Raw genomic sequence first — 23,572 nt, forward strand, 5'->3', positions numbered from 1 at the left:
TAACGTCGCGGGTGCCAGGGGCGCAGTTCACTGCTGAAAAGCGGGGTGAATTACTTCTCGATGATCGCGAGCACGTCGCGAGCCGAGAGGACGAGGTACTCCTCGCCGTTGTACTTCACCTCGGTGCCGCCGTACTTGCTGTACAGCACGATGTCGCCGGTCTTCACGTCGAGCGGAAGACGCTCGCCGTTCTCGAAGCGACCCGGGCCCACGGCCAGGACGACGCCCTCCTGGGGCTTCTCCTTGGCGGTGTCCGGAATGACCAGGCCCGAGGCCGTGGTCTGCTCGGCGTCCAGCGGCTGGACCACGATGCGGTCCTCGAGCGGCTTGATGGCAACCTTGGAGCTGGTGGTCGTCACGATCCGACCTCCCCCTTCGGAGATCTCACGGGGTTAACTGTCTGAGGTGGCGACCAGGTGGATCCGTCGTCGCGGGTGCCGGACCTGCCCGTCGCGTAGTTGGCACTCTCCAGGGGGGAGTGCCAGACCCGAGACTATGACCGCGATTAGCACTCGGTCAAGCGGAGTGCCAATCCCTGCGGCGCGTCGGCCTGGTTCGTCGGCCTGACCGGCCTCGTCCTCGAACGCCGTACGGGCCGAAACACCTACAGGTAGTCCTCCAGCCGCCCCACCCGCAGCCCCTCCCCCTGCACCCGGCGCAGCAGTCGCACCGTCCGTTCCCGCAGGGTCAGCCGCGAGCCCTCGTCCGGGTCCACCGCCACGATGTCGCCGGGCCGCAGGCTGTGACCGCCGTGCAGGTACGTCAGCTCGCCGCCTCCCGTGATCGACGCGCGCCACAGGACGAGCGCCGAGATGCCGCAGTCGGCGGCCGCTCGCAGGGTCGCGGTGTCGTAGGTGCCGTAGGGCGGACGGAAGAGGCGGGGGTGGCCGCCGAAGCGGGATCTGAGCTTGTCCTGCTGGCCGCAGATCTGGGCGCGCTGGCCGGCGTAGGGAAGACCGCGCAGGGCGGGATGGTCGAGGGTGTGGTTCTGGATGGTCGCGCCGACGGACTGGAGCCGGGCGAAGTGGCCGTACCCCGGTCCGACGACGCTGTCCGTGAGGAACATGCTGACCGGCAGGCGCAGTTCACGGACCATGTCGACGAACCGCGGATCCTTCTCGGCCCCGTCGTCGTAGGTCAGGAAGACGACCTTGTCCCGGGTGGGGATGCGGGACACGACCGGGGGAAGGCCCCGGCCCGCCGCAAGGGCCGGCGAGGTACCGGAAGGCTTCGGGGCGGGGAGCAGCGGGGCCGTGAGACCCCAGCGGCGATACGGCTGCTCGGCCGCGCCGGCGGGTCCGTGCGGCCGTACCTGCTGGGCCGCCTTCTCACCCAGCCGTTCGATGGGGTCGACGGACTGGGCGCAGCCGGTGAGCAGGGCGAGCGCCAGCCCGCCGGCCGCCAGGGGCCTCCACCTCACAGGTAGTCCTCCAGGCGGGCCACCGCGTACCCCTTGGCGGTGACCTTGCTCAGGAAGCGGCGCATGTCGTCGACCATCGTGCCGTTCCACTCGCTGCGGCCACGGAAGTGAGTGAGCACGATGTCGCCGGGGTGCAGGTCCTGGTCGTCCTCGCGGTACTCCCAGTGGTCGACGAAGACCTCCTCGTCCCAGATGGGCGCGTACTTGATGCCGCAGGACTTGGCGGCGCGCAGGGTGTCCTGGTTGTAGTTGCCGAAGGGCGGGCGGAAGACGGTGGGGCGCTTGCCGTAGTGCTTCTCGATCACGTCCTGCATGCCGCAGATCTCGTGCTTCTGCTGCCGGTAGGACAGGCCCGGGAGATACGGGTGGGTCAGCGTGTGGTTGTTCAGGACGATGCCCAGGTCCTGCATCTTCTTGAAGTAGGCGTAGTCGTCCTTGATCAGGAAGCCGCTGAGGAAGGCGGTGAACGGGATCTTCAGGTCGCTCATCATCCGCAGGAACGCCGGGTCCTTCTCGGCCCCGTCGTCGATGGTCAGGAAGACGACCTTCTGCCGGGTGGGGACGGTCGTGAAGACGGGCGGGAGGTTCAGTTCCTCCTGGCCGTCCACCTCGAAGCCCTCGCGGGCCGTGATCCTGGGCTTCTTCGCGGGCGGCGGCGGAGCCGTCAGCGGGACCCTCGCCAGGCCCCAGCGCTTCGCCGCGGCGACCCGGGCCGCGTACGCCACGCGCAGCTTCGTGGCGTACGAGTCGAGGGCGCGGGCGGGGGGTGCCTGCAGCGGTTGCTGGCCCGAGGCCGGGCGCACCGGCGAACCGCCGGGCTGGGCGCAGCCCGAGGCGACGGCCGCGAGGGCGAGCACGGCGATTCCGCCGCGGATCCGCTTCGCCCCATAAGCGCGATTCTTGTCATTTTGTACGACTGCTCGCATGGGGCCGGATCCTCGCAGGTCACCGCCCGGATCCCGGCCCGACACCGCGGCCGGCGGCACACCGTCCACCGACTGGCCCACAATGAGCCGGTGAACGACCTCGCTCCTCTCCTCACCCCCGAAGGCCGCGCCCTCCTCGACGCGGTGCGCGGCACGGCTCCGGCCGACGAGCTCGCCGTCGCCACCCGGCTGCGCCGCGAACATCCCGCCGAGCTGGTGTCGGCGGCACTCGGGCAGGCGCGGCTGCGGCAGCGGGCGGCGGCCAAGTTCGGCGCCGAGGACGCGGAGCGGATGTTCTTCACGCCGAACGGGGTCGAGCAGTCGACGCGGGCGCGTGTCGCCACGTACCGGGCCGAGCGGCTGAAGGCGATGGGCGTCGCCTCCCTCGCCGACCTGTGCTGCGGGATCGGCGGTGATGCCATCGCGCTCGCCCGGGCCGGGATCCGGGTGCTCGCCGTGGACCGGGATCCGCTGACGGTCGCCGTGGCGCGCGCGAACGCCGACGCCCTCGGGCTCGCCGCGCTGATCGAGGTGCGGGAGGCGGACGTCATGGGGGTGGGTACGGACGGATATGACGCCGTGTTCGTCGATCCGGCGCGGCGCGGTGGGCGCGGGAGAATCTTCGATCCGGAGGCGTACTCGCCGCCGTTGTCGTGGGCGGTCGAGGCCGCTCGCAAGGCGCCGCGCGCCGCGCTGAAGGTGGCGCCCGGCATCCCGCACGAGGCCGTGCCCGGCGAGGCCGAGGCCGAGTGGATCTCGGACGGCGGGGATGTGAAGGAGGCGGTGCTGTGGTTCGGGACGGAACCCGGGGCGGTGCGTGCCACCCTGCTGCCGGGGGCACGCACGCTCCTGGGGAAGGGGCTGCCCGATCCCCAAGTCCGGCCCGTCGGGCGGTACTTGTACGAGCCCGACGGCGCGGTCATCCGGGCCCATCTGGTCGCCGAGGTGGCCGAGCAGCTGGACGGCGGGCTGGTCGACGCGACCATCGCGTACGTCACCGCGGACGAGTTGCGGCCGACGCCGTACGCGACCTCGTACGAGATCACCGACCAACTCCCCTTCAACGTGAAGAAGTTGAAGGCGCTGTTGCGGGAGCGGGGGGTCGGGACGCTGACCGTGAAGAAGCGGGGGTCGGCGGTGGAACCGGAGGAGTTGCGGAAGAAGGTGAAGCCGCAGGGGCCGAATGCGGCGACCGTGTTCCTGACGCGTGTTGCGGGGGCGCCGACCATGCTGATCGGTGCCCCCGTGTGAGCGGCTACTGATCCCCGAGCGAACGGAGTTTGCCGCGCAGCAACTCCCGCTCGCGTTCGTTGCGGGCGAGCCCGGCCGCCCGTGCGAACTCCTCGCGCGCCTCCGCCGTACGCCCGAGGCGGGCCAGCAGGTCGCCGCGCACGCTGGGCAGCAAGTGGTAGTCGCGCAGGGCGGGTTCGGCGGCCAGGGCGTCGACGAGCTCGAGTCCCTCGGCCGGGCCCTGCGCCATCGACACGGCGACCGCGCGGTTGAGTTCGACGACCGGGGACGGGGCGCGGGCGGCGAGCAGGCCGTAGAGGGTGGCGATGCTCGTCCAGTCGGTCTCGTCGTAGGTGTGCGCGTGCGCGTGGCAGGCGGCGATGGCGGCCTGGAGGGCGTACGGGCCGGGGGCGCCCGTCGCGGTGGCGTCGGCGCGGTGGAGGGCGGCGATGCCGCGGGCGATGAGCATGCGGTTCCAGCGGTGGCGGCTCTGGTCCTTGAGGAGGACGGGTTCGCCGTTCGGGCCGATGCGGGCGGCGGTGCGGGAGGCCTGGAACTCCAGGAGGGAGGTCAAGGCGTGCACCTCGGGCTCCTTGGGCATCAGGCCCGACAGCACGCGGGCCAGCCGCAGCGCGTCCTCGCAGAGCGCGGGGCGCAGCCAGTCGTCGCCGGCCGTGGCGGCGTAACCCTCGTTGAAGATCAGGTAGATGACGTCGAGGACGGAGCCGAGCCGGGCCCCGCGCTCGGGGCCGTACGGCACCTCGAAGGCGACGTTCTTCGTGGCGAGGGTCTTCTTCGCGCGGACGATGCGCTGGGCGACCGTCGGCTCCGGGGTGAGGAAGGCACGGGCGATCTCGGCCGTGGTCAGACCGCCGAGCAGGCGCAGGGTGAGGGCGATGCGGGCCTCGGCGGACAGGACCGGGTGACAGGCGGTGAAGACCAGGCGGAGCAGGTCGTCGTCGATGTCGTCGGGGTCGGCGGGCTCCTCGGGCGGGGCCGTCGTCTCCAGAGTGCGGCCGATCTCCGCCAGCTTGCGGGCGTAGTTCTCCCGGCGCCGGATCAGGTCGACGGCGCGGTGCCGGGCGGTGGCCATCAGCCAGGCGCCCGGGTTGTCGGGCACGCCGTCCCGTGGCCACTGCTCCAGGGCGGCCACCAGCGCGTCCTGGGCGAGTTCCTCGGCGATGCCGACGTCGCGGACGATGCGGGCGACGGCGGCGATGATGCGGGGGGACTCGATGCGGAAGACGGTCTCGATGGCGTGGCGGGGGTCGGTGCCATCGCGGGGGTCGGGGGCGGCACGGGGGCCGGCGGAGGGCTGCGGGCTGCTCACAGCCCCCCATTCGACACCGCCAAAGCCGTGCGGCCAAGGAAGCGGGGGGCTCAGCCCTCCGCGATCTCCCGCACCTCGCAGGTCACCGTCCAGTACTCCTCGTGCACCTTGAGGAACTTCTTGGTCCACTCCAGTGCCTCGGCCTTGTCCTTGCACTGCATGATCGCGTAGCCGCCGACGACCTCCTTGGACTCGGTGAAGGGCCCGTCGGTGACGGAGATCTCGCCGCCCTTCCAGTGCAGCCGGGTGCCCTGCCCGCTCGGGGTGAGCCCGGCGGTGTCGAGCATGACCCCGGCCTTGGTGACCTCCTCGATCAGCTCGCCCATGCGCTGCATCAGCTCGGGGCTGGGGCCCTCGGCGGGCATGGTGTTCTCGTCGATCTGCACGAGCGACAGGTAGCGGGGCATGGTGACTCCTCGGTGGGTCCGGGGCCGGGTCCTTCCGGCCTCTCACCCATGCGTCGAACGGGAGCCGGGCGGATCGACATGCCCGCCGGATTTCTTCGAAGATTTTTTTCCGAGGCGTTTGCGCAGGTCACCCCGCCCGTCTCACTCCCCGGTCCGCTCGGCCGGCGCGGACGTCACTCCACCTCCGCCCCGAACGCCGCCTTCGCGTAGGGCGCCCCGATCGCCTTCGGCCCGAACAGCAGCGCCGCGTCGGTGACGATCCCGGTCGGCCGCCCCCGCAGCTCCCACACGGCGCCGTTCCCGCCGTCCTCCCCCGCGGCCGCGGCCGCCAGGTCGGCGTAGCCGTTGCCGTTGATGTCGAGGAGTGCGACCGCGGAGCCGAAGGCGTCGTTCAGCTCGGCCGTGCCGGGGACGCCCTTGGTGTCCTGCGTGAACTCCTGCGCGCCCGTGCCGCTCAGCCCCGCCCTGCTGCCGCGCAGGATGTCGACGGCGCCCGCGTAGTCGTCGTAGCCGAGTTCCTCGCCGGGGACGCCGACGGCGAGGTCGTCGATGCCGTCGCCCGTGATGTCCCCGGCGGACAGGGAACGGCCGAAGCCGTCGACCTCGTCGTCGGTGCCCGGCACGCCCGGTGTGTCCTGCGTGAACGTCTTCCACGTGTCGCGCGGCCGGACGCCCGAGCTCGAGCCGTACGCCACCGTGAGCTGCGAGAAGTCGGTGCCCCCGACCGCGATGTCGTCGTAGCCGTCGCCGTTGAGGTCGCCGAAGGCGATGCCGCCGTCGCCCTCGGGGACGGCGTCGGGCTCCTGGACCGTCAGGCCCGAGGCCGAGCCGGTGTAGAAGCGCGTGCAGTACACGCCGTCGCCGCAGTAGATGCTGAGGGCGAGGTCGTCGCGGCCGTCGCCGTTCACGTCGCCGGTGGCGCCGTCGCGGACGTCGTAGTACTTGAGGTGGTCGGCGTCGAGGGAAGCCTCGGCGCCGTGCCGGCCGGCGCGGGTCAGCGGGCCGTTCCAGACCGTGGCGGTGCTGCCGTTCGGGTCGTCGCCCGCGGCGGGGCGGGTGCGGAAAAGGGCCAGGTCCAGCTTGCCGTCGCCGTTGAAGTCGCCGGTCTGGGTGTTGGTGGCCGGGACCGACGTGCCGCCGGAGAGTCCGTCCCGGCCGCCCCGGACGACGACCGCGTCGGCCTGCCCCGAACCGTTGCCGATGACCAGGTCCGCGTAGCCGTCGCCGTCCAGGTCGCCCCTGGAGAGCTGCCTCCCGAAGCCCTCGCCGCTTGCCGTGCTGCCAGGAATCCCGTTCGTGGAACGGGAGATGACGACCCGTCGGCTTGCGGAGAGGCCGTGCGGGCCGCCGTACATCACCGCCACGTACCCCGCCTTGCTCCGCCCGTCGACGGTGGCTCCCGGGGCGCCCACCGCGAGGTCGCCGTACCCGTCGCCGTTGAAGTCGTCGCGGACGGGGGCGCGGGTCGCGGCCTCGGCCCGGCTCAGGTCCTGCGGTGGGGTCACACCCAGCGCGACCAGGCCCGCGACGACCGGGACCGCCCAACGGCCGGACAAAGACAAGGACAACACTGGGAGACCCCCTGGTTACGGCGACTGCCTCACCGCACAAGACTCCCGAGCGGGCAGCGGGGTTGTAGGGGCGCTCAGCGCAGCGACTCCCACAGCGCGCTCGCCGCCGGTTCCTTCGCCACCACCCGGTTGGGGTCCGAGGGCGCGGTCACCACCGGCATCATCACCGTCTTCACGTCGTCCGCCGACAGACCCTTCAGGCTGCGGCCGAGGTCCACGAGTTCGCTCAGCGAGTCCAGGCCGGTGTCGGTGGTCAGGCTGCTGGTCACCGCCTCGGCCACCGTGTACAGCTTGGCGGGGTCGGTGAACAGGCTCGTCGAGGAGATCTGCTCCAGCAGGGCCTTCACCAGCTTCTGCTGCAGGCCTATGCGGCCGAGGTCGCTGCCGTCGCCTATGCCGTGCCGGGTGCGGGCGAGGGCCAGGGCCTGCTTGCCGTTCAGCTTGTGGGTGCCCGCCGCCAGGTGCAGGTGGCTGTCGTCGTCGTCGATGTCCTGGTCAGTCGTCACGGTGACGCCGCCCAGCGCGTTCACCAGTTTCGCGAAGCCCGAGAAGTCGATCTCGATGTAGTGGTCCATGCGGACGTCCGTGATCGACTCGACCGTCTTCACGGCGCACACCGCGCCGCCCACCGAGTAGGCGCTGTTGAACATCGCGCCGTACGTCACCGCCGTCGAACCGCCCGACTTCAGCGGGCAGGACGGACGCGTGACCAGCGTGTCGCGCGGGATGCTGACCACCGTGGCGCTGCTGCGGCCGGCGTCGATGTGCACGACCATCGCCGTGTCGGAACGGGCGCCCGAGCTGCTGCCCCCGCCGAGCGCCTTGTTCGCCTTGCCGCTGCGCGAGTCCGAGCCCAGCACGAGGATGTTCAGGGAGCCGGTCGGAAGGGGCGTCGCGGAGGCACTCGCGGCCGGGGTCGTCACCGCCTTCGCCGGACGGTCGTCGCCGAGTGCGCTGTTGATGTCGACGCTCTTGATGTTGTTGTTGAGGTGCCAGTACGCCCAGCCGGCCGCACCCGCGCCCACCACCAGCAGGCCCGCCACGGTGAGGCCGGCGATCTTCAGCACTGTCGACCGCCGGCCCCTGGGTCTGCCCGCGTCGCCGTTCTCCTCGTGTCCCGTCACGGGCAGGAACATAAGTCCGAATTATTAGGGGATTGTTAGCGTCGGGGACGTGAGCCGGTTTTCTTCGAAGAATCTCAGGTTTCTCAGTCCCTGATCAGCCCACCGCCCCCGGATCGGCTCGGTGCCCCCGGTCAGCCCAGTGTCACCGCGGGCACAGGATTGCTTCCGCTCCACGATGCGTTGAAGCCGAACGTCACCGAGCCGCCGTCCGGCACCGCGCCGTTGTAGGAGGCGTTCGCACACGTCACCGCCGTACCCGACTGACTGCACGTCGCGTTCCAGGCCTGCGTGACCTGCTGGCCCGCGCCGAACGTCCAATTCGCTTTCCAGGACGACAGCGACGACCCCGCACAGGCGATCGTCACCTGGCCCGTGAACCCGGTGTTCCACTGACTGGTGACGCTGTACGTCGCCGCGCAGCCGTCCGTCGAGGGCGGCGTGGTCGTCGTACCGCCGAGCGCCTCCGCGATCGCGTCGTACGCCGGTTTCGGTACGTAGTTCTCGTCGTACGGCGTCGCCGCCCCGTAGCCCGGGAAGGTGCCCGGCACCCAGGAGTCGGAGTCGGTGAAGCCCCAGACGGTGACGCCCGCGCACCGGGTGACCGCCACGCAGGCGTTCAGTACCGACCTGTAGTCGGCGGCCTGTTGGGCGAGCTTCGTGCTGTCCGCCGGGAGCGCCATGCGCACGTCCAGCTCGGTGATCGCCACGTCGACGCCGAGGTCGGCGAAGCGCTGGATGTTCTGCTGGAGCGTGGAGGGGACCTGGCCGAGGATGAGGTGGGCCTGCAGGCCGACCCCGTCGATCGGTACGCCCCGGCTCTTGAGGTCCTTCACCAGGTTGTACAGAGCCGTGCTCTTCGCGTTGACGCCCTCGACGTTGTAGTCGTTGATGTACAGCTTGGCGGCCGGGTCGGCGGCCCGCGCCCAGGTCAGGGCGTTGGCGATGTAGTCGGCGCCGAGGCCGTTGTACCAGAGGGTGGAGCGGTAGGTGCCGTCCTCGTTGAAGGGCTCGTTGACGACGTCCCAGGCGGCGATCTCGCCCTTGTAGCGGCCGACTTCCGTACTGATGTGGTTCTGCAGCAGGCTGCCGAGCTGGGCGGAGGTCCAGCTGCCGTTGGTCAGCCAGCTCGGGTTCTGGCTGTGCCAGACCAGGGTGTGGCCGCGGACCTGCTGGTTGTGGGCCTGCGCGAAGGCGACGATCTGGTCGGCCTCGGTCCAGTTGAAGGTGCCCTGGGTCGGCTCGACCGAGCCCCACTTCATGGCGTTGCCGGGGGTCAGCGAGTTGAACTGCGCCCCCGCGATGTCGCCGTACGTCCCGGTGAGCTTGGAGCCCGTGACGGCCGTGCCGATGACCTTGCCCTTGGCGTCGGCGAGGTCGCGCAGCGAGGTGTCGGCGGCGTGCGCGGTGGTGGCCCCGGCGGCGAACAGGGCGGCGAGGGCGGTGAATCCGGCGCAGAGCGCGGCGAACCTTGGACGTAAGAACGGTCTGGAAGCTGATCTGGAGGTTCTCATGACGGGTGCCTCCGAAAGTTTCGGTCACGTAACCGATTGACTTCGGCGGAGTGTGGAGGCGCACGCACCACCCGTCAATACATCAGCGTCCAGTCACTCAGGCCAGTGCCATGTCACATGTCACGCGTGACACATCACCGTGCCGCCGGAGCCCCCGTACTGCTGCGCACCACCAGGCTCGTCGCCAGCTCCACCCGCGTCGCCACCGGCGACTGGTCCTCCCGCCCCAGGTCGAGCACCAGCCTGGCCGCCGCCTCGGCCATCTCCGTCAACGGCTGCCGTACGGACGTCAGCGGCGGCCCCACCCAGCGCGTGACCGGCAGATCGTCGAACCCGACCACGCTCAGGTCCTCGGGAATGCGCAGGCCCAGCTCGCGCGCGGCCTCGTACAGGCCGAGCGCCTGAAGGTCGTTGAGGGCGAAGACCGCGGTGGGCCGGTCCGGGCGGCGCAGCAGTTCCAGGCCCTGCCGGTAGCCGGTCTCGTGATGGAAGTCGCCGGCCGCGATCAGCGACGGGTCGACCGGCAGGCCCGCGGTCTCCAGCGCGGCCCGGTAGCCGTCGACGCGGGCGCGGCTGCACATCATGCGGGACGGCCCGGTGATGGCGCCGATGCGGGTGTGGCCGAGTTCGATGAGGTGCCGGGTGGCGGCGAGCCCGCCCTGCCAGTTGGTCGCGCCGATCGAGGGGACGTCGACGCCCGGGTCGCCCGCCGGGTCCATCACCACGAACGGGATGGACCGGCTGGTCAGCAGGGCGCGCTGGGACTCGTCGAGCCCGGACAGCACGAGGATCACGCCGTGCGGGCGGCGGGCGGCGACCTGGTCGGCCCAGGTACGCCCGGGGGTCAGCCGCCCGGCGCTCTCGCTCAGCACCACGCTCAGCCCGGCGTCCCGGGCCACGTTCTCCACACCCCGGATGACCTCCATCGCCCAGGCGCTCTCCAGCTCGTGGAAGACCAGGTCGATCAGGGGCGAGCGGCTCGCCTCGGCCCGTCGGCGCCGGTAGCCGTGGGCGCGCAGCAGCTCCTCGACACGGCTGCGGGTGGCCGGGGCCACGTCCGCGCGGCCGTTGAGGACCTTCGAAACAGTCGGCGCGGACACGCCGGCCTCCCGGGCGATCTCGGCGAGCGTCGCGGTCTGCGTCGACCGGCCTGTCGTCGGGGCTGTCATCCGCGTTTCAACGGGCTCCGAGGGTGTCATGGCGGCGATCGTATCCCTGCACGACCTCTTGACGAACCCTCCCGGCCGCCCTAGGTTCCCGGAACATTCGACGTGTATATCGAAACATTCGTTGCCAGCGTTCATGAGAGGGCCACACCCCACTCGACAAGAGCAGGAGTTTCATGACCACCGCCCCCTGGCGTGACCCCGCCCTGCCCGCCGCCGCCCGCGTCGACGACCTCCTCTCCCGGATGACCCTCCAGGAGAGGATCGCTCAGCTCTACGGCGTGTGGGTGGGCGCCGCCACGGACGGCGACGGAGTCGCCCCCCTGCAGAGCGAGATGACCGCCGAGTACGACTGGGACGAGCTGATCACCCACGGCCTGGGCCAGCTCACCCGCTCCTACGGCACCGCCCCCGTGGACCCTGCGCTGGGCGCGCAGGCGCTGGCCCGCGCCCAGCGCCGTATCGCCGGGGCGGGCCGCTTCGGCATCCCGGCCGTCGCCCACGAGGAGTGCCTGGCCGGCTTCACGGCCTGGGGCGCCACCGCCTATCCCGTCCCGCTGGCCTGGGGCGCCACCTTCGACCCGCCCCTCGTCGAGGAGATGGCCCGCCACATCGGCGACGACCTCCGCTCGGCCGGCGTCCACCAGGGCCTCGCCCCGGTCCTGGACGTCGTACGGGACCCGCGCTGGGGCCGGGTCGAGGAGACGATCGGCGAGGACCCCTACCTGGTCGGCACGGTCGGCGCGGCCTATGTGCGGGGCCTGGAGTCCGCCGGGATCGTCGCTACGCTCAAGCACTTCGCCGGGTACGCGTCCTCGGCGGGCGCCCGCAACCTCGCCCCCGTCCGGGCAGGCGTCCGCGAGTTCGCGGACGTGACCCTCCCGCCGTTCGAGATGGCGCTGCACGAGGGCGGCCCCCGCTCGGTCATGGCCGCGTACACCGACACGGACGGCATCCCGGCCTCCGCGGACCCGTCCCTGCTGACCGAACTCCTGCGGGAGCACTGGGGGTTCACCGGCACGGTGGTCGCCGACTACTTCGGCATCGGCTTCCTGGAGACCCTGCACCGCGTGGCGGGCTCCCCCGCCGAGGCCGCGCACGCGGCGCTGGCGGCCGGGATCGACGTGGAGCTGCCGACGCTCAAGTGCTACGGAAAGCCGCTGCTGGAGGCGGTGCGGGCGGGAGCGGTGCCCGAGGCGCTCATCGACCGTGCGGCCCGTCGAGTCCTGCTCCAGAAGTGCGAGTTGGGGCTGCTGGACGAGGACTGGGACCCGGAGCCGACGCAGCGGATCGACCTGGACTCGGCGGCCAACCGCGAGCTGGCCCGGCGCCTGGCCGAGGAGTCGGTGGTCCTGCTGGACAACCCGGACGACGTCCTCCCCCTCCCGCCCGACACCCGCATCGCGGTGGTCGGCCCGCGCGCCGCCGACGCCCTGGCCATGCTCGGCTGCTACTCCTTCCCGTCGCACGTCCTGCCCCGGTACCCCGAGGTGCCGATGGGCATCGACATCCCGACCGTGCTGGAGTCGCTGCGCGCCGAACTCCCGGACGCGAAGGTGACGTTCGCGGAGGGCTGCGACACCTCGGACCCGGACCCGTCGGGCTTCGAGGAGGCGGTGGCACGGACCTCCGAGGCCGACGTGTGCGTGGCCGTCCTGGGCGACCGGGCGGGCCTGTTCGGGCGCGGCACCTCGGGCGAGGGCTGCGATGTGACAGATCTTCAACTGCCGGGAGTGCAGGCCGACCTGCTGGACGCCCTGGTGGCGACGGGCGTCCCGGTGGTCCTCGTCCTGCTCACCGGCCGTCCGTACGCCCTGGGCCGCTGGCAGGGCCGACTGGCCGCCGTGGTGCAGGCGTTCTTCCCCGGGGAGGAGGGCGGCCCGGCAGTGGCGGGAGTCCTGTCGGGCCGCGTGAACCCCTCGGGCCGCCTCCCGGTGAGCGTCCCGCAGGTCCCGGGCGGTCAGCCGTGGACGTACCTCCAGCCCCCGCTGGGCCTCGCGGGCGAGGTCAGCAACCTCGACCCGACCCCGCTGTACGCCTTCGGGCACGGCCGCTCGTACACGACGTTCGCGTGGGAGTCGGCGGACACGGGGGCGGAGATCGGCACGGACGGCTCGTACGACGTGGCGGTCACCGTCCGCAACACGGGCGAGCGCGCGGGCGCCGAGGTCGTGCAGCTGTACCTTCACGACCCGGTGGCCTCGGTGACCCGCCCGGACGTACGCCTCATCGGCTACCGGCGGCTGGAGTTGGACCCGGGCGAGGCGGCCCACGTCACCTTCCGCTTCCACGCGGACCTGTCGGCCTTCACGGACCGTTCCGGTACAAGGGTGGTCGAACCGGGCGCCCTGGAACTACGGTTGGCAGCATCCAGCGCGGACGTACGGCACACGGCACGGCTGAGTCTCACGGGACCGGTGAGGGTCCTCGGCGCCGACCGGCGGCTGCGGTGCGAGACGGAGGTGTCGGGGGTGGGGTGACCCCGGGCGCCGGAGCAACGGGGGTTGCGATGGTCAGGTACGTACACCATGAGTTGATGGCCGCTGTGGCGCTGCTGGTCGCCATCGCGGTCGGCGTGGCGATGGCGGTCGGGGTGCAGGACTCGGAATTGCGGGCCGAAGCCGTGGGAGAAGTGGCCGTCATCGGGCTCGCCTACATCGTGCTCGCGGCGCTCATGCGCTCCTCACGGCTCAAGTGGGTCGGCGAGGTACGGGAGTTCGAGGCAGCCGTACCGGTGACGGGCGCCGATCCGGTTTCGCGCAGCCGAACGCTCCGCAAGGCGCTCCGGTTCTCCCTGTTCCTGGTGCCGAGCGTGGTCCTGGGCCTGCTGGAGGTCTCATGGGCGCTCGTGATCGCCCTCGTGATCGCCCTGGACTGGCTGACCAAGGCCGCGGTGGGCGCCCGCTGGGAGCGCAGGAACCGCCGACAGCTGTGGCGGGGTGAGAACCCTGACGATCCGTGGCGGCTCTCCTACACCACGCTCACCGGTCCGGCACCGACTCGAACCGCCACCGATGCACCGCCCGCATGACCAACTCACCATCGGGCTCGGGGAGTTCGGGCAGCTCGGCGTCGTAGACCGCGTCCCACCAGGTGATGACCAGGACGCGGTCCTGCGGGGCGCGGAAGGTCTCCCGGCGCAGGGGCCGCGCGGGCAGTTCCTGCGCCCGCGCCCAGGCCAGCAGTTCGGCCCCCCGCCCCTCGGCCGCCCGCGCCTCCCACATCAACGCGACCGTCACGAGTAGAGGTTCTTCTTGCTGACCTCGTGCACGTGATCGTGGTCGTGAGTGTGACCGTGCCCGGGCACATGCGGCTCGGTCACCGGCAGCGACGAGTCCGCCGACAGGTCCCAGCTCGACGCCGACCGGTTGCGGGCGACCAGCTCGGCGCCGAGCGCCGCCACCATCGCCCCGTTGTCCGTGCACAACTTCGGCCGCGGCACCCGCAGTCGGATCCCGGCCGCCTCGCAGCGCTCCTGCGCCAGCGCCCGCAGCCGTGAGTTGGCGGCCACACCGCCGCCGATCATCAGGTGGTCGACGCCCTCGTCGCGACAGGCCCGTACGGCTTTCCGGGTCAGCACGTCGACGACCGCCTCCTGGAAGGAGGCCGACACGTCACGCACCGGCACCTCCTCCCCAGCCGCCCGCTTGGCCTCGATCCAGCGGGCCACGGCCGTCTTCAGCCCGGAGAAGGAGAAGTCGTACGCCGCATCGCGCGGGCCGGTCAGTCCGCGCGGGAACGCGATCGCCGTCGGGTCGCCCTCGCGCGCGTACCGGTCGATGACCGGGCCGCCGGGGAAGCCGAGGTTCAGCACGCGTGCGATCTTGTCGAAGGCCTCGCCGGCCGCGTCGTCGATGGTCGCGCCCAGCGGCCGTACGTCCGAGGTGATGTCCGACGACAGCAGCAGCGACGAGTGGCCGCCGCTCACCAGCAGCGCCATCGTCGGCTCGGGCAGCGGCCCGTGCTCCAGCTGGTCGACACAGATGTGGGAGGCGAGGTGGTTGACGCCGTAGAGGGGCTTGCCGAGCGCGTAGGCGTACGCCTTCGCCGCCGACACTCCGACCAGGAGGGCGCCGGCGAGTCCCGGACCGGCGGTGACCGCGATGCCGTCCAGGTCCCTCGCGCTCACCCCCGCGTCCTTCAGGGCGCGCTGGATGGTCGGCACCATCGCCTCGAGGTGCGCCCGGGAGGCGACCTCCGGCACGACGCCGCCGAAGCGGGCGTGCTCGTCGACGCTGGACGCGACGGCGTCGGCCAGCAGGGTGGTACCGCGGACGATCCCGACGCCGGTCTCGTCGCAGGAGGTCTCGATCCCCAGTACGAGAGGCTCGTCGCGTGAGTCAGCCATGGATCTCGGTTCCTTGTTCGGAGGTTGAACCCGCGGCGGTGCCGCTGTCGGGTTTCGTGGTCAGCCGCATGACCAGGGCGTCCACGTTGCCCGGCTGGTAGTAGCCGCGTCTGAAACCGATGGCCTCGAAGCCGAAGCGCTCGTAGAGCTTCTGGGCGCGGATGTTGTCGATCCGGCATTCCAGCATCACTTCGGCGCACTCGAAGGCGGTGGCGGCCCGCAGGAGTTCGGCGAGGAGGCGGCCGCCGAGGCCCGTGCCCCAGTGGTCGCGGGCGACGGCGATGGTCTGGATGTCGGCGACCGCGGCGAAACCGCTGTCGCCGTCGGCCCCGGCGGCGGCCAGCCCCGCGTACCCGACCAGCCGCCCGTCGACGTCCTCGGCAAGGACGTAGCGGCGCGTCGCCTCGGGGCCGCGCGCATGGGCCAGCTCGGACCAGAACATGCCCCGGGACCAGGTGTCCTCGGGGAAGAGGTCCTTCTCCAGCTCGAGCACGGAGTCGATGTCCCACCAGCGCATCTCGCGCAGTCGAGAGGTCTCTGGTTCGGTCACTTGGGGGTGACCACCTTGTAGTTCTTGGGGACCTGGGCGTCCGGGCGGCGCAGGTACAGCGGCCGGGGCTCGGCGAGTTCCTCGCCCTGGCCCAGTTTCTCGGCGGCCAGACTCGCGATCGCCGCGGCCGACACGTGCTCCGGCTCGTGCGCGTGCGGGAAGGTGTCGGGGTAGAGCAGCGCGCCGGCGCCGACGGCGGGCAGTCCGGCCACCTGGTCGGCGATGTCGGCGGGCCGGCCGACGGCCGGGTCGGTCAGCCGCGTACGGGAGTCGGCGTAGCGCGCCCAGTAGACCTCCTTGCGCCGGGCGTCGGTCGCCACGACGAAGGGGCCCTTGTCGATGTCGGCCGCGTACGCCAGACCGTCGAGGGTGCAGACACCGTGCACGGGGACGCCGAGCGCGAGCCCGAAGGTGTCCGCGGTCATCAGTCCGACGCGCAGCCCGGTGTAGGGGCCGGGACCGATGCCCACGACGATGCCGGTGACGGCGTCGAGCCTGAGCCCGGCCTCGGCGAGCACCCGGTCGACGGCCGGCAGCAGCAGCTCTCCGTGCCGGCGCGCGTCCACCTGACTCGACGAGGCGATGACGTCCGTGCCGTCGTGCAGGGCGACGGTGACGGCGGGGGTTGCAGTATCCAGAGCGAGCAAGAGCACACAAACAGCCTACGGCTCTTGGGGCGCCGTGTCGGACGTCCCGTCATCCGCCGCCAGGGCGGGCCTCGCGGGGCCGTGGGACGCGGGGCGGGCGGGGCGGCCGACACGGGCCCGACCTCGGGCGATGCCGCCCGATCAGGCGCGCGAGGGCTGCTACGGTCGCCGCAAAGCACGACATACGACGCGACGGGTCAGGTGGGCGACGGTGGCAAGCAGCAGCTCCGGCTTCGTGTTCGGGCTCACCGCGGCCGCCCTGGCGGCGGTCGGCTTCCTCGGCTACCAGGCCTCCGCGACCGTCCCTGCCGACCTCGGCAGGCCACAGGCGAGCGCCTCACCGGCGGCGGCCGTCTCGAAGGCTCCCCGCGACGAGGCGAACCCCCGCACTGTGCCCGCCGGATCCGGCGTCGGGGAACGTGTCGTCTATTCGGTGAACGACGACCGCGTCTGGCTGGTCGGCGCGAGGGGCGAGGTCACGCGCTCGTTCACGGTCACCCCGGGCAGCGTCGACCCGGCCCCCGGCGTCTACCGGGTCACGTCCCGCTCGAACTCCGTCATCGGCACCGACGGCACCCCCATCGAGCACGTCGTGCGCTTCACCAGCGTGGACGGCGTGACCATCGGCTTCAGCGCGGCCGTCGACGACTCCCCGGAGGAAACCGACCCCGGCGTGCGCACAGGCGGCATCCGCGAGTCCCGCGAGAACGGCGACGCGATGTGGGAGTTCGCGACGATCGGCGCGCAAGTTGCGGTGATCCCCTAGCCGGGATTCACCGCGGGGAGGTCAGGCGGCTTCCCGGTGCTGGGCCGGCGGCCTGGACGCCTCGGGGTCCGGTACCCGCGGCGGTGTCGAGATCACCTGCGCCGCGGCGCAGGACGCCAGCAGATCGCGCATGGACACCCCGGCGACGACGGCGTACGGCTGCTGCTCGTTGCTCTCGGTGGCCGGCATGGACGCCTCCTGAAGACCGGGGGCGGGCGTAGTTAGGTAGACCTAACTACGAGCTGGGTACCATGTGACCACGCGCAAGACGCCGAACGCAACAACTTGCCGACGTCTTGTCGGAACGTTCACGGAATTGCGCGCCTGCCAGGAGGTTCGTCCGTCAGGCGGACAGCACGCTCAGGTCCACCGTCGACCACCGCTCCCCGAGCCCGGTGACCGTCACGTGCCGCACCTCGTCGGTAGTGTCCCCGACGGCCCGGTGGATGACGACGTGCAGCCGGTCGTCGGTCAGCTCCTCGACCTTGCCCTCGCCCCACTCCACGACGATCACCGAGTCGGACAGTGAGACGTCGAGGTCGAGGTCCTCCATCTCGTCGAGCCCGCCGCCCAGGCGGTACGCGTCGACGTGCACGAGCGGCGGACCGTCACCCAGCGGCGGGTGCACCCGGGCGATCACGAAGGTCGGCGACGTGACCGCGCCCCGGACGCCGAGCCCCTCGCCGAGCCCGCGGGTGAGCGTCGTCTTGCCCGCACCGAGCTCCCCGTTGAGCATCGCGAGGTCGCCGGCGCGCAGCAGCTTGGCGAGGCGGCGGCCCAGGTCCCGCATCTGCTCGGGGGAGGTGACGGTCAGCTCGGTCTCAACCGGGTTGTGCGGTGCTGCTGGTGCTTCCATAGCCACCCACGGTAGCTCCTGCCGGGACGGCACCCGCACGGGTGAGGAGGTCGGCCAGCCGGTCGGTGACCACTTCCGGGTGTTCCAGCATCACCAGGTGCCCGGCGTCCGGAACCAGCACCAGCTCCGCGTCCGGCAGCAGGTCGGCGATGGCCTCGCTGTGCTCGCTGGGGGTGACGAGGTCGCCGATCCCGGCCAGCACGAGCACCGGCTTGTCCGCGAACCGCACCAGCGCCTCGGTCTTGTCGTGTTCCGTGAACGCCGGGTAGAACTCGGCGACCACGTCGATCGGCGTGCCCTCGATCATCCGCTCGGCGAACCGCGCGACGGCCGGGTCGACGTCCCGCGACGCGAACGAGTACCGCTTGATGATCCCGGCGAACAGGTCGGCGGTCGCCCGGCGCCCCTTCTCCACCAGCGCGGCCTGCTGCCCCAGCGCCTTCAGCACTCCGGGCAGGACCCGCCGCACCGCGTTGACGCCGGCGACGGGCAGCCCGAAGTTGACCTCGCCGAGTCGCCCGGACGACGTACCGACGAAGGCGACGGCGACGACCCGGTCCCGGATGAGCTCGGGGTACTGGTCGGCCAGTGCCATCACCGTCATGCCGCCCATGGAGTGCCCGACGAGCACGATCGGCCCGTCCGGCGCGGCGGCGTCGATCACGGCCTTCAGGTCCTGCCCGAGCTGGTCGATGCTGACCGGCACGCCGTCCTGCACCTGCTGCACGCCCCGCCCGGACCGCCCGTGGCTGCGCTGGTCCCAGTGCACGGTCCGTACGACGCCGCGCAGGGCCGCGCGCTGGAAGTGCCAGGAGTCCTGGCTGAGGCAGTAGCCGTGGCTGAAGACGACGGTGACGGGGGCGGGCGCCTTGCGACCGAACAGCCGCCGGCGGCGCGGACCGAGCGCGGGCACGGCGTCGGGATCGACGTCGTCGACCTCGTAGTACAGCTCGGTGCCGTCGTCGGCCGTCGCCTTGCCGGGCGTGCCGCGCAGCGACCCGTAGGGTCCCGTCGAGTCGAGGGCCAGCCGCGCCTTCTTACGCATGCCGCGGCCGACGGTGAGCCGCTCTATGGCGACGCCTGCCGCCGCGCCCGCGGCGACCACGCCTATCGCGGCGCCCGCGACGCCGGTGACCCTGCGCCAGTTTCCGGCCGCCCCCGCGGCGGAGGCGACTGCCAGGGCGGCCTCCGCACTGCTCTCGCTCACGTACCGCTCCTTTTCGCCGGACTAGTGCTGCTGTTCGCTGGGTCGGGTGATGCAGGTGTTTCTCGGTGATGCAGGTGTTTCCAGGTTGATACCGCTGTTGATCGACTGACGGATGTTGCTCGCCTTACGGATGCTGCACTTCTGCTCGGACTGTCGCGCCCTTGTGCAGTTACCCGCTTTGTTCCTCGTTCACATAGACGCGAGGAACGCGCGTTCCGATCCGCGTGACGATCTCGTATGCGATGGTTCCCGCGGCCTGTGCCCAGTCCTCGGCGGTGGGCTCGCCACGGTCGCCCGGCCCGAAGAGCACCGCTTCGGTACCGGCCTCGAGCTCGTCCCCGCCGAGATCGACGACGAACTGGTCCATCGCGATCCGCCCCGCGACGGTCCGCCACTTGCCCCCGACCAGCACCGGACCGGTCCCGGAGGCGTGCCGCGGAATGCCGTCGGCGTACCCGACGGGCACGAGTCCGAGGGTCGTGCCGCCGGGGGTGACGTACCGATGTCCGTAGCTGACGCCGTGCCCTCCCGGAACGTGCTTCACGAGCGCGACGGATGCCGACAATGTCATGACCGGACGCAGCCCGAAGTCGGCGGGGGTGCCGATCTCGGGGCTCGGCGAGATCCCGTAGAGAGCGATCCCGGTCCGTACGAGGTCGAAGTGGGCCTCGGGAAGGGTGAGCGTGGCGGGCGAGTTGGCGATGTGCCGCACCTCGGGCCGCACACCCCTGCCCTCGGCGTCCGCGAGCATCTCCCGGAAGAGGGTGAGCTGGAGGTCGATGGAGGGGTGCCCGGGTTCGTCGGCGCAGGCGAGGTGCGACCAGAGCCCGGTGATGCGGATGAGCCCCTCGGCCTCGGCCCGCAGCGCGGCCCCGACCAGCTCGGCCCAGTCGTCCCCGGGCTGGCATCCGTTCCGCCCGAGCCCCGTGTCGGCCTTGAGCTGCACGCGCGCGGGAATGCCCGCCGCCCGGGCCGCCGCGGTGACCTCCTCCAGAGCCCACATGCCGCTCACCGAGACGTCGATGTCGGCCTCGACGGCCTCGCGCCAGGGCCCGCCCGGCGTCCACAGCCAGCACATGATGCGTCCGGGCAACCCGGCGGCCCGCAGCGCGAGAGCCTCCTCGGGCGTGGCCGTCCCGAGCCAGGCGGCCCCCGCCTCGACGGCCGCCCGGGCACACGGCACGGCCCCATGGCCGTACGCCTCGGACTTGACGACGGCCATGAGGGCAGCACCCGGTGCGAGGGCGCGCAGGGCTCGTACGTTGGCGCGCAGGGCGGCCAGGTCGATCTCGGCGCGGGCGCGCAGCGGCGCGCTCGGGGCAGTTGCTGTCTCAGTCATGGCGCACCCAGTGTCTCAGAGGGGTCCGACAGCCCCGGGGCACCGGCCCCCGGTGGCCGCCGGGGCCGGCTAGCTGCCGGCCCGCCGCCCCCACACGTACACATGGTCGCCCTCCTTCAGCACGTCCCACAGCTTCCGGGCATCGTCCAGCCGCAGGTTGACGCATCCATGCGTGCCCTGGGTGGTGTAGATGCTGCCGTAGACGGCGTGGAAGGCCTGCCCGCCGCTGAAGAACTGGGAATACGGCATGGTCGAGTTGAAGAGCGTCGACCAGTGGTTCTTGTGCTTCCAGTAGACCTCGTGCCATCCGGCCCGGGTCCGGTGCCCGACTCCCCCGCTGCGCATCGGGACGGGCCCGTAGATCACCTTGCTCCCCTTCTGCACCCAGGTCATCTGCCGGCTGAGATCGACACATGCGACGCGATACGTCCGTACGGGACACTTCTTCGCGGCGTTCGGATTCTTCCTGGCGGAGATGAGCTGCATGGCGGACCAGGTGACGGGCCCGGCGAAGCCGATCGCGGACTTGATCCGGTGCTTCACCTGGAAGTTCCGGATGGCCCGGCAGTCGGCCGCCGACTGCTTGCCGTCCACCTTCAGCTTCAGCCACTGCTCGACCGCCCGCTGATAGGGCCCGGTCCGCTTGCTGCACTTCACGTTGTCGACGGCGTCACCGAGAGGCACGTACTCGACGAGGTCGTACGTCCCCTCCTCCGCCGGCAGAGGCTCGACGGCATCCTCCGCGGCCGTGGGCTTGTACACCTTCGGCGCCAGCGCCTGGTCGGGCGTGTCGACCGGGATGACCTGAAGCGGCCCCGGGGAGACACCGGGCACGAGCTCGGCCCCGGGGTCGGGAGCGGGTGCGGGAGCGGGGGGTGCGGCAGGAGCGGGGGGTGCGGGGTCGGCCGCGGCGGTGCCCACGGGGAGGGCCGTCACCGCAGCGAGCAGCACGGCGACACTCCGGCAGGCGATACGTCTGCTGATCATGCGATCAGAGAAACGCGCCGGGGTGGCAGGGCGGGTCTGCCGCGCGGCGGGGTCACCCTTATTGCGGAGCGGGTGCCCCTTGCGGAGCGGTCGTCCTGTCCCGGACCCATGCCTAGGCTGGGGACAGGAGGTGAAGGCCATGTTGGCTGACACACCGCTCACGACCGTGATTCCGGCCAGTGACATCGAGAGGGCCAAGCGTTTCTACGGCGACACGCTCGGCCTCAAGCTGATCGAGGACCGGGAAGAAGTCGTGTTCTTCGAGTCCGGCGGCACCCGCTTCGACCTCTACCCGACACCGAGCGGCGGCCGGGCCGCCCACACCCTGGCCGGCTGGACGGTCGACGACCTCGACGCGGAGATGGCGGAACTGCGCGGCCGCGGCGTCACGTTCGAGGAGTACGACCAGCCCGGCCTGAAGACGGTGAACGGCGTGATCGAGAGCGCGGGCCTGCGCGGCGCCTGGTTCAAGGACAGCGAGGGAAACATCCTCAGCCTGGTGCAGGACCTGCGCTAGGCCGGTCCCGCAGGTGCCGGGTCGGTCCACGTGTGCTGAGTAGGTCCCACATCTGCCGGGTCGGTCCCAGATGCGCCGGGTCAGTCCCGCATCTGCCGGGTCGGTCCCAGATGCGCCAGGTCAGTCCCGCATCTGCCGGGTCTGTCCCCCGTGCTGAGTCGATCCCGCATGCGGCAGGTCAGTGCCGCACGTCCCGCCAGGCCGCCGGAATCGCCTCCGCCACGTCGTGCGCTCCCGCCGGCGCCCCGTCGGCCGCGAACCGCCCGGCCAGCCCGTGCAGATACGCCGCCGCGCTCCCCGCGTCCAGAGCGGAGAGCCCGGACGCCAGCAGCGAACCGGCCAGCCCCGACAGCACGTCCCCGCTCCCGGCGGTGGCCAGCCACGGCGTCCCCGTGGCATTGACCCGCACGGCACCGCCCTCCGCATCGGCGACCAGCGTGGTCGACCCTTTGAGGAGCACGGTCGCGCCGTAGCGGGCAGCCAGTCGGCGGGCCGAGGCCAGCCGCGCCCCCTCGACCTCCTCCCGCGCGACCCCGAGCAGCGCGGCGGCCTCTCCGGCGTGGGGAGTCATGAGCGTCGGTGCCCTACGGCCGCGTACGGCATCCCTGTCGGCCAGCCGCAGCCCGTCCGCGTCGACGAGCACCGGAACGTCGGCCTCCAGGACCTGGGCCACGGTCGCCGCGTCGTCGCCGGCGCCCGGCCCCACGACCCACGCCTGCACCCGCCCGGCGTGCTTCGGCCCCCGGGCCGACACCAGCGTCTCGGGGAACCGGGAGATCACGGCGTCCCCGGCGGGCCCGACGTAGCGCACGGCCCCCGCCCCGCCCCGCAGCGCCCCGGACACGGCGAGCACGGCTGCCCCGGGGTACCGGGCCGACCCGGCGGCGATCCCCACGACCCCGCGCCGGTACTTGTCGCTCTCCCCGCCCGGCACCGGCAGCAACCGGGCCACGTCCGCATGCTGCAGGGCCTCCAGCTCGGGCTCCGCGGGCAGTTCAGCCCCGAGCCCGATGTCGATGAGCCGCACGGACCCGGCGTACTCGCGCGCGGGGTCGATCAGCAGCCCCGGCTTGTGCGTGCCGAAGGTGACGGTGAGATCGGCGCGGACGGCGGCGCCGTGCACCTCCCCCGTGTCGGCGTCGACCCCGCTCGGCAGGTCCACGGCGACGACGGCCGCGCGGGATTCGGCCACGCATGCGGCCAACTGCGCGGCCCCGGGCCGCAGTCCGCCCTTGCCGCCGATGCCCACGATGCCGTCGACGACGAGATCGGCCCGCAGAACCGCCTCTTCGACGACACCGACACCGGCGGCGGCAGCGGCACCGGCAGTCGGGCCCGCACCCGCACCGACGATGCGCCCTCCGGCCCTCAGCAGCGCCGCGAGCCCTCCGGCATGGGCCCGCTCGGGCGCGAGCAGCACGGCGGCGACGCCCGCTCCGCGCCGGGCCAGCCGGGCGCCGGCGTACAGGGCGTCACCGCCGTTGTCCCCGCTCCCGACGAGCAGTACGACCCGGCTGCCGTAGACCCGCCCGAGCAACTCGGCGCAGGCGGCGGCGAGCCCGGCGGCGGCGCGCTGCATGAGCGCCCCCTCGGGAAGCCGCGCCATCAGCGCCCGCTCGGCCGTCCTTACCGTCTCCACGCTGAACGCAGTACGCATGGGGTCGAGTCTC

Annotated in this window: 24 protein-coding genes; 5 read left to right on the forward strand and 19 right to left on the reverse strand. The window is 72.0% G+C overall.

Going from position 1 to position 23,572, the window contains the following annotated elements; translation table 11 throughout:
- Positions 1–50: 50 nt before the first annotated feature.
- The 3 genes from groES to OG303_RS20890 form a co-directional block, all read right to left on the reverse strand.
- Positions 51–359: a co-chaperone GroES gene (groES, locus tag OG303_RS20880; protein WP_003998759.1), complete on the reverse strand. Its 309-nt coding sequence runs from the start codon at positions 357–359 to the stop codon at positions 51–53.
- 245 nt (positions 360–604) lie between these two features.
- Entirely contained in the window at positions 605–1,420 is an 816-nt protein-coding gene (locus OG303_RS20885) for a polysaccharide deacetylase family protein (RefSeq protein ID WP_405870006.1), read from the reverse strand.
- The gene (locus OG303_RS20890; RefSeq protein WP_405870007.1) at positions 1,417–2,346 is read right to left on the reverse strand and encodes a polysaccharide deacetylase family protein; all 930 of its coding nucleotides are present in this window, start codon (positions 2,344–2,346) and stop codon (positions 1,417–1,419) included. Before OG303_RS20890 ends, OG303_RS20885 begins: the two co-directional genes overlap by 4 nt.
- 90 nt (positions 2,347–2,436) lie before the next feature.
- Between OG303_RS20890 and OG303_RS20895 the strand changes: the two genes are divergently transcribed.
- Entirely contained in the window at positions 2,437–3,597 is a 1,161-nt protein-coding gene (locus tag OG303_RS20895; protein ID WP_405870008.1) for a THUMP-like domain-containing protein, read from the forward strand.
- A gap of 4 nt (positions 3,598–3,601) precedes the next feature.
- Here OG303_RS20895 and OG303_RS20900 read toward each other — a convergent pair whose 3' ends face one another.
- From OG303_RS20900 to OG303_RS20925, 6 genes are all read right to left on the reverse strand, one after another.
- Positions 3,602–4,906 (reverse strand): RNA polymerase sigma factor, encoded by a 1,305-nt coding sequence (locus tag OG303_RS20900; protein WP_405870010.1) that lies wholly within the window; start codon positions 4,904–4,906, stop codon positions 3,602–3,604.
- A gap of 50 nt (positions 4,907–4,956) precedes the next feature.
- On the reverse strand, positions 4,957–5,313 hold the full coding sequence (locus OG303_RS20905) for a YciI family protein (protein ID WP_405870012.1): 357 nt from the start codon (positions 5,311–5,313) through the stop codon (positions 4,957–4,959).
- A gap of 173 nt (positions 5,314–5,486) precedes the next feature.
- Positions 5,487–6,884: an FG-GAP-like repeat-containing protein gene (locus tag OG303_RS20910; protein WP_405870014.1), complete on the reverse strand. Its 1,398-nt coding sequence runs from the start codon at positions 6,882–6,884 to the stop codon at positions 5,487–5,489.
- Between the two features lie 74 nt (positions 6,885–6,958).
- Positions 6,959–8,020 carry an LCP family protein gene (locus OG303_RS20915; protein ID WP_405870016.1) on the reverse strand — a complete coding sequence of 354 codons (1,062 nt, stop codon included), beginning with the start codon at positions 8,018–8,020 and terminating at the stop codon, positions 6,959–6,961.
- Positions 8,021–8,139: 119 nt separating this feature from the next.
- A complete protein-coding gene (locus OG303_RS20920) occupies positions 8,140–9,519 on the reverse strand; it encodes an endo-1,4-beta-xylanase (RefSeq protein ID WP_405870017.1) in 1,380 nt (459 codons plus the stop codon).
- Positions 9,520–9,653: 134 nt separating this feature from the next.
- Positions 9,654–10,718, reverse strand: a complete 1,065-nt coding sequence (locus tag OG303_RS20925) for a LacI family DNA-binding transcriptional regulator (RefSeq protein ID WP_405870019.1) — start codon at positions 10,716–10,718, stop codon at positions 9,654–9,656.
- 143 nt (positions 10,719–10,861) lie between these two features.
- Between OG303_RS20925 and OG303_RS20930 the strand changes: the two genes are divergently transcribed.
- On the forward strand, positions 10,862–13,165 hold the full coding sequence (locus tag OG303_RS20930) for a glycoside hydrolase family 3 N-terminal domain-containing protein (RefSeq protein ID WP_405870020.1): 2,304 nt from the start codon (positions 10,862–10,864) through the stop codon (positions 13,163–13,165).
- Between the two features lie 56 nt (positions 13,166–13,221).
- Positions 13,222–13,716: a hypothetical protein gene (locus OG303_RS20935; RefSeq protein WP_405870021.1), complete on the forward strand. Its 495-nt coding sequence runs from the start codon at positions 13,222–13,224 to the stop codon at positions 13,714–13,716.
- Here the strand turns inward: OG303_RS20935 and OG303_RS20940 are convergent.
- Genes OG303_RS20940 through tsaB form a run of 4 tightly spaced genes read right to left on the reverse strand, consistent with a single transcriptional unit; the run spans position 13,667 to position 16,236 of the window.
- Positions 13,667–13,924 (reverse strand): hypothetical protein, encoded by a 258-nt coding sequence (locus OG303_RS20940; protein WP_405870023.1) that lies wholly within the window; start codon positions 13,922–13,924, stop codon positions 13,667–13,669. The two genes, OG303_RS20935 and OG303_RS20940, sit on opposite strands and share 50 nt — an antisense overlap.
- Positions 13,921–15,033 (reverse strand): tRNA (adenosine(37)-N6)-threonylcarbamoyltransferase complex transferase subunit TsaD, encoded by a 1,113-nt coding sequence (gene tsaD, locus OG303_RS20945; protein ID WP_405870024.1) that lies wholly within the window; start codon positions 15,031–15,033, stop codon positions 13,921–13,923. Before tsaD ends, OG303_RS20940 begins: the two co-directional genes overlap by 4 nt.
- A complete protein-coding gene (gene rimI / locus OG303_RS20950; protein WP_405870025.1) occupies positions 15,026–15,583 on the reverse strand; it encodes a ribosomal protein S18-alanine N-acetyltransferase in 558 nt (185 codons plus the stop codon). The genes tsaD and rimI overlap by 8 nt, the downstream gene beginning before the upstream one ends.
- Complete coding sequence (gene tsaB, locus OG303_RS20955) at positions 15,580–16,236, reverse strand: tRNA (adenosine(37)-N6)-threonylcarbamoyltransferase complex dimerization subunit type 1 TsaB (RefSeq protein WP_405870026.1); 657 nt, start codon at positions 16,234–16,236, stop codon at positions 15,580–15,582. The genes rimI and tsaB overlap by 4 nt, the downstream gene beginning before the upstream one ends.
- 205 nt (positions 16,237–16,441) lie before the next feature.
- Between tsaB and OG303_RS20960 the strand changes: the two genes are divergently transcribed.
- Positions 16,442–16,996: a hypothetical protein gene (locus OG303_RS20960; RefSeq protein ID WP_405870028.1), complete on the forward strand. Its 555-nt coding sequence runs from the start codon at positions 16,442–16,444 to the stop codon at positions 16,994–16,996.
- A gap of 21 nt (positions 16,997–17,017) precedes the next feature.
- On the opposite strand, the gene OG303_RS20965 is transcribed toward OG303_RS20960, so the two are convergent.
- From OG303_RS20965 to OG303_RS20985, 5 genes are all read right to left on the reverse strand, one after another.
- On the reverse strand, positions 17,018–17,185 hold the full coding sequence (locus OG303_RS20965; protein WP_405870029.1) for a hypothetical protein: 168 nt from the start codon (positions 17,183–17,185) through the stop codon (positions 17,018–17,020).
- Positions 17,186–17,339: 154 nt separating this feature from the next.
- Entirely contained in the window at positions 17,340–17,852 is a 513-nt protein-coding gene (gene tsaE / locus OG303_RS20970; protein WP_405870030.1) for a tRNA (adenosine(37)-N6)-threonylcarbamoyltransferase complex ATPase subunit type 1 TsaE, read from the reverse strand.
- Positions 17,818–19,059 carry an alpha/beta fold hydrolase gene (locus OG303_RS20975; protein ID WP_405870031.1) on the reverse strand — a complete coding sequence of 414 codons (1,242 nt, stop codon included), beginning with the start codon at positions 19,057–19,059 and terminating at the stop codon, positions 17,818–17,820. The genes tsaE and OG303_RS20975 overlap by 35 nt, the downstream gene beginning before the upstream one ends.
- Before the next feature lie 169 nt (positions 19,060–19,228).
- On the reverse strand, positions 19,229–20,398 hold the full coding sequence (gene alr, locus OG303_RS20980) for an alanine racemase (protein ID WP_405870032.1): 1,170 nt from the start codon (positions 20,396–20,398) through the stop codon (positions 19,229–19,231).
- A gap of 69 nt (positions 20,399–20,467) precedes the next feature.
- Positions 20,468–21,385, reverse strand: a complete 918-nt coding sequence (locus tag OG303_RS20985) for a L,D-transpeptidase family protein (protein ID WP_405870034.1) — start codon at positions 21,383–21,385, stop codon at positions 20,468–20,470.
- A gap of 139 nt (positions 21,386–21,524) precedes the next feature.
- Here OG303_RS20985 and OG303_RS20990 point away from each other — a divergent pair, with 139 nt between their 5' ends.
- Entirely contained in the window at positions 21,525–21,902 is a 378-nt protein-coding gene (locus OG303_RS20990; RefSeq protein WP_405870036.1) for a VOC family protein, read from the forward strand.
- A 178-nt stretch (positions 21,903–22,080) separates the two neighbouring features.
- Here the strand turns inward: OG303_RS20990 and OG303_RS20995 are convergent, their stop codons facing one another.
- Complete coding sequence (locus OG303_RS20995) at positions 22,081–23,559, reverse strand: NAD(P)H-hydrate dehydratase (RefSeq protein WP_405870038.1); 1,479 nt, start codon at positions 23,557–23,559, stop codon at positions 22,081–22,083.
- Positions 23,560–23,572: the final 13 nt, after the last annotated feature.

It is taken from the genome of Streptomyces sp. NBC_00005 (assembly GCF_045160215.1).
Lineage (GTDB): Bacteria > Actinomycetota > Actinomycetes > Streptomycetales > Streptomycetaceae > Streptomyces.

Bases quoted from the DNA above. Each gene is read 5' to 3' on its own strand.
- OG303_RS20890 (WP_405870007.1), bottom strand. From the start codon at position 2,346: ATGCGAGCAGTCGTACAAAATGACAAGAATCGCGCTTATGGGGCGAAG.
- OG303_RS20905 (WP_405870012.1), bottom strand. From the start codon at position 5,313: ATGCCCCGCTACCTGTCGCTCGTGCAGATCGACGAGAACACCATGCCC.
- OG303_RS20915 (WP_405870016.1), bottom strand. From the start codon at position 8,020: ATGTTCCTGCCCGTGACGGGACACGAGGAGAACGGCGACGCGGGCAGA.
- OG303_RS20920 (WP_405870017.1), bottom strand. From the start codon at position 9,519: ATGAGAACCTCCAGATCAGCTTCCAGACCGTTCTTACGTCCAAGGTTC.
- OG303_RS20925 (WP_405870019.1), bottom strand. From the start codon at position 10,718: ATGACACCCTCGGAGCCCGTTGAAACGCGGATGACAGCCCCGACGACA.
- OG303_RS20930 (WP_405870020.1), top strand. From the start codon at position 10,862: ATGACCACCGCCCCCTGGCGTGACCCCGCCCTGCCCGCCGCCGCCCGC.
- OG303_RS20935 (WP_405870021.1), top strand. From the start codon at position 13,222: ATGGCCGCTGTGGCGCTGCTGGTCGCCATCGCGGTCGGCGTGGCGATG.
- tsaD (WP_405870024.1), bottom strand. From the start codon at position 15,033: ATGGCTGACTCACGCGACGAGCCTCTCGTACTGGGGATCGAGACCTCC.
- OG303_RS20965 (WP_405870029.1), bottom strand. From the start codon at position 17,185: ATGCCGGCCACCGAGAGCAACGAGCAGCAGCCGTACGCCGTCGTCGCC.
- tsaE (WP_405870030.1), bottom strand. From the start codon at position 17,852: ATGGAAGCACCAGCAGCACCGCACAACCCGGTTGAGACCGAGCTGACC.
- alr (WP_405870032.1), bottom strand. From the start codon at position 20,398: ATGACTGAGACAGCAACTGCCCCGAGCGCGCCGCTGCGCGCCCGCGCC.
- OG303_RS20985 (WP_405870034.1), bottom strand. From the start codon at position 21,385: ATGATCAGCAGACGTATCGCCTGCCGGAGTGTCGCCGTGCTGCTCGCT.
- OG303_RS20990 (WP_405870036.1), top strand. From the start codon at position 21,525: ATGTTGGCTGACACACCGCTCACGACCGTGATTCCGGCCAGTGACATC.
- OG303_RS20995 (WP_405870038.1), bottom strand. From the start codon at position 23,559: ATGCGTACTGCGTTCAGCGTGGAGACGGTAAGGACGGCCGAGCGGGCG.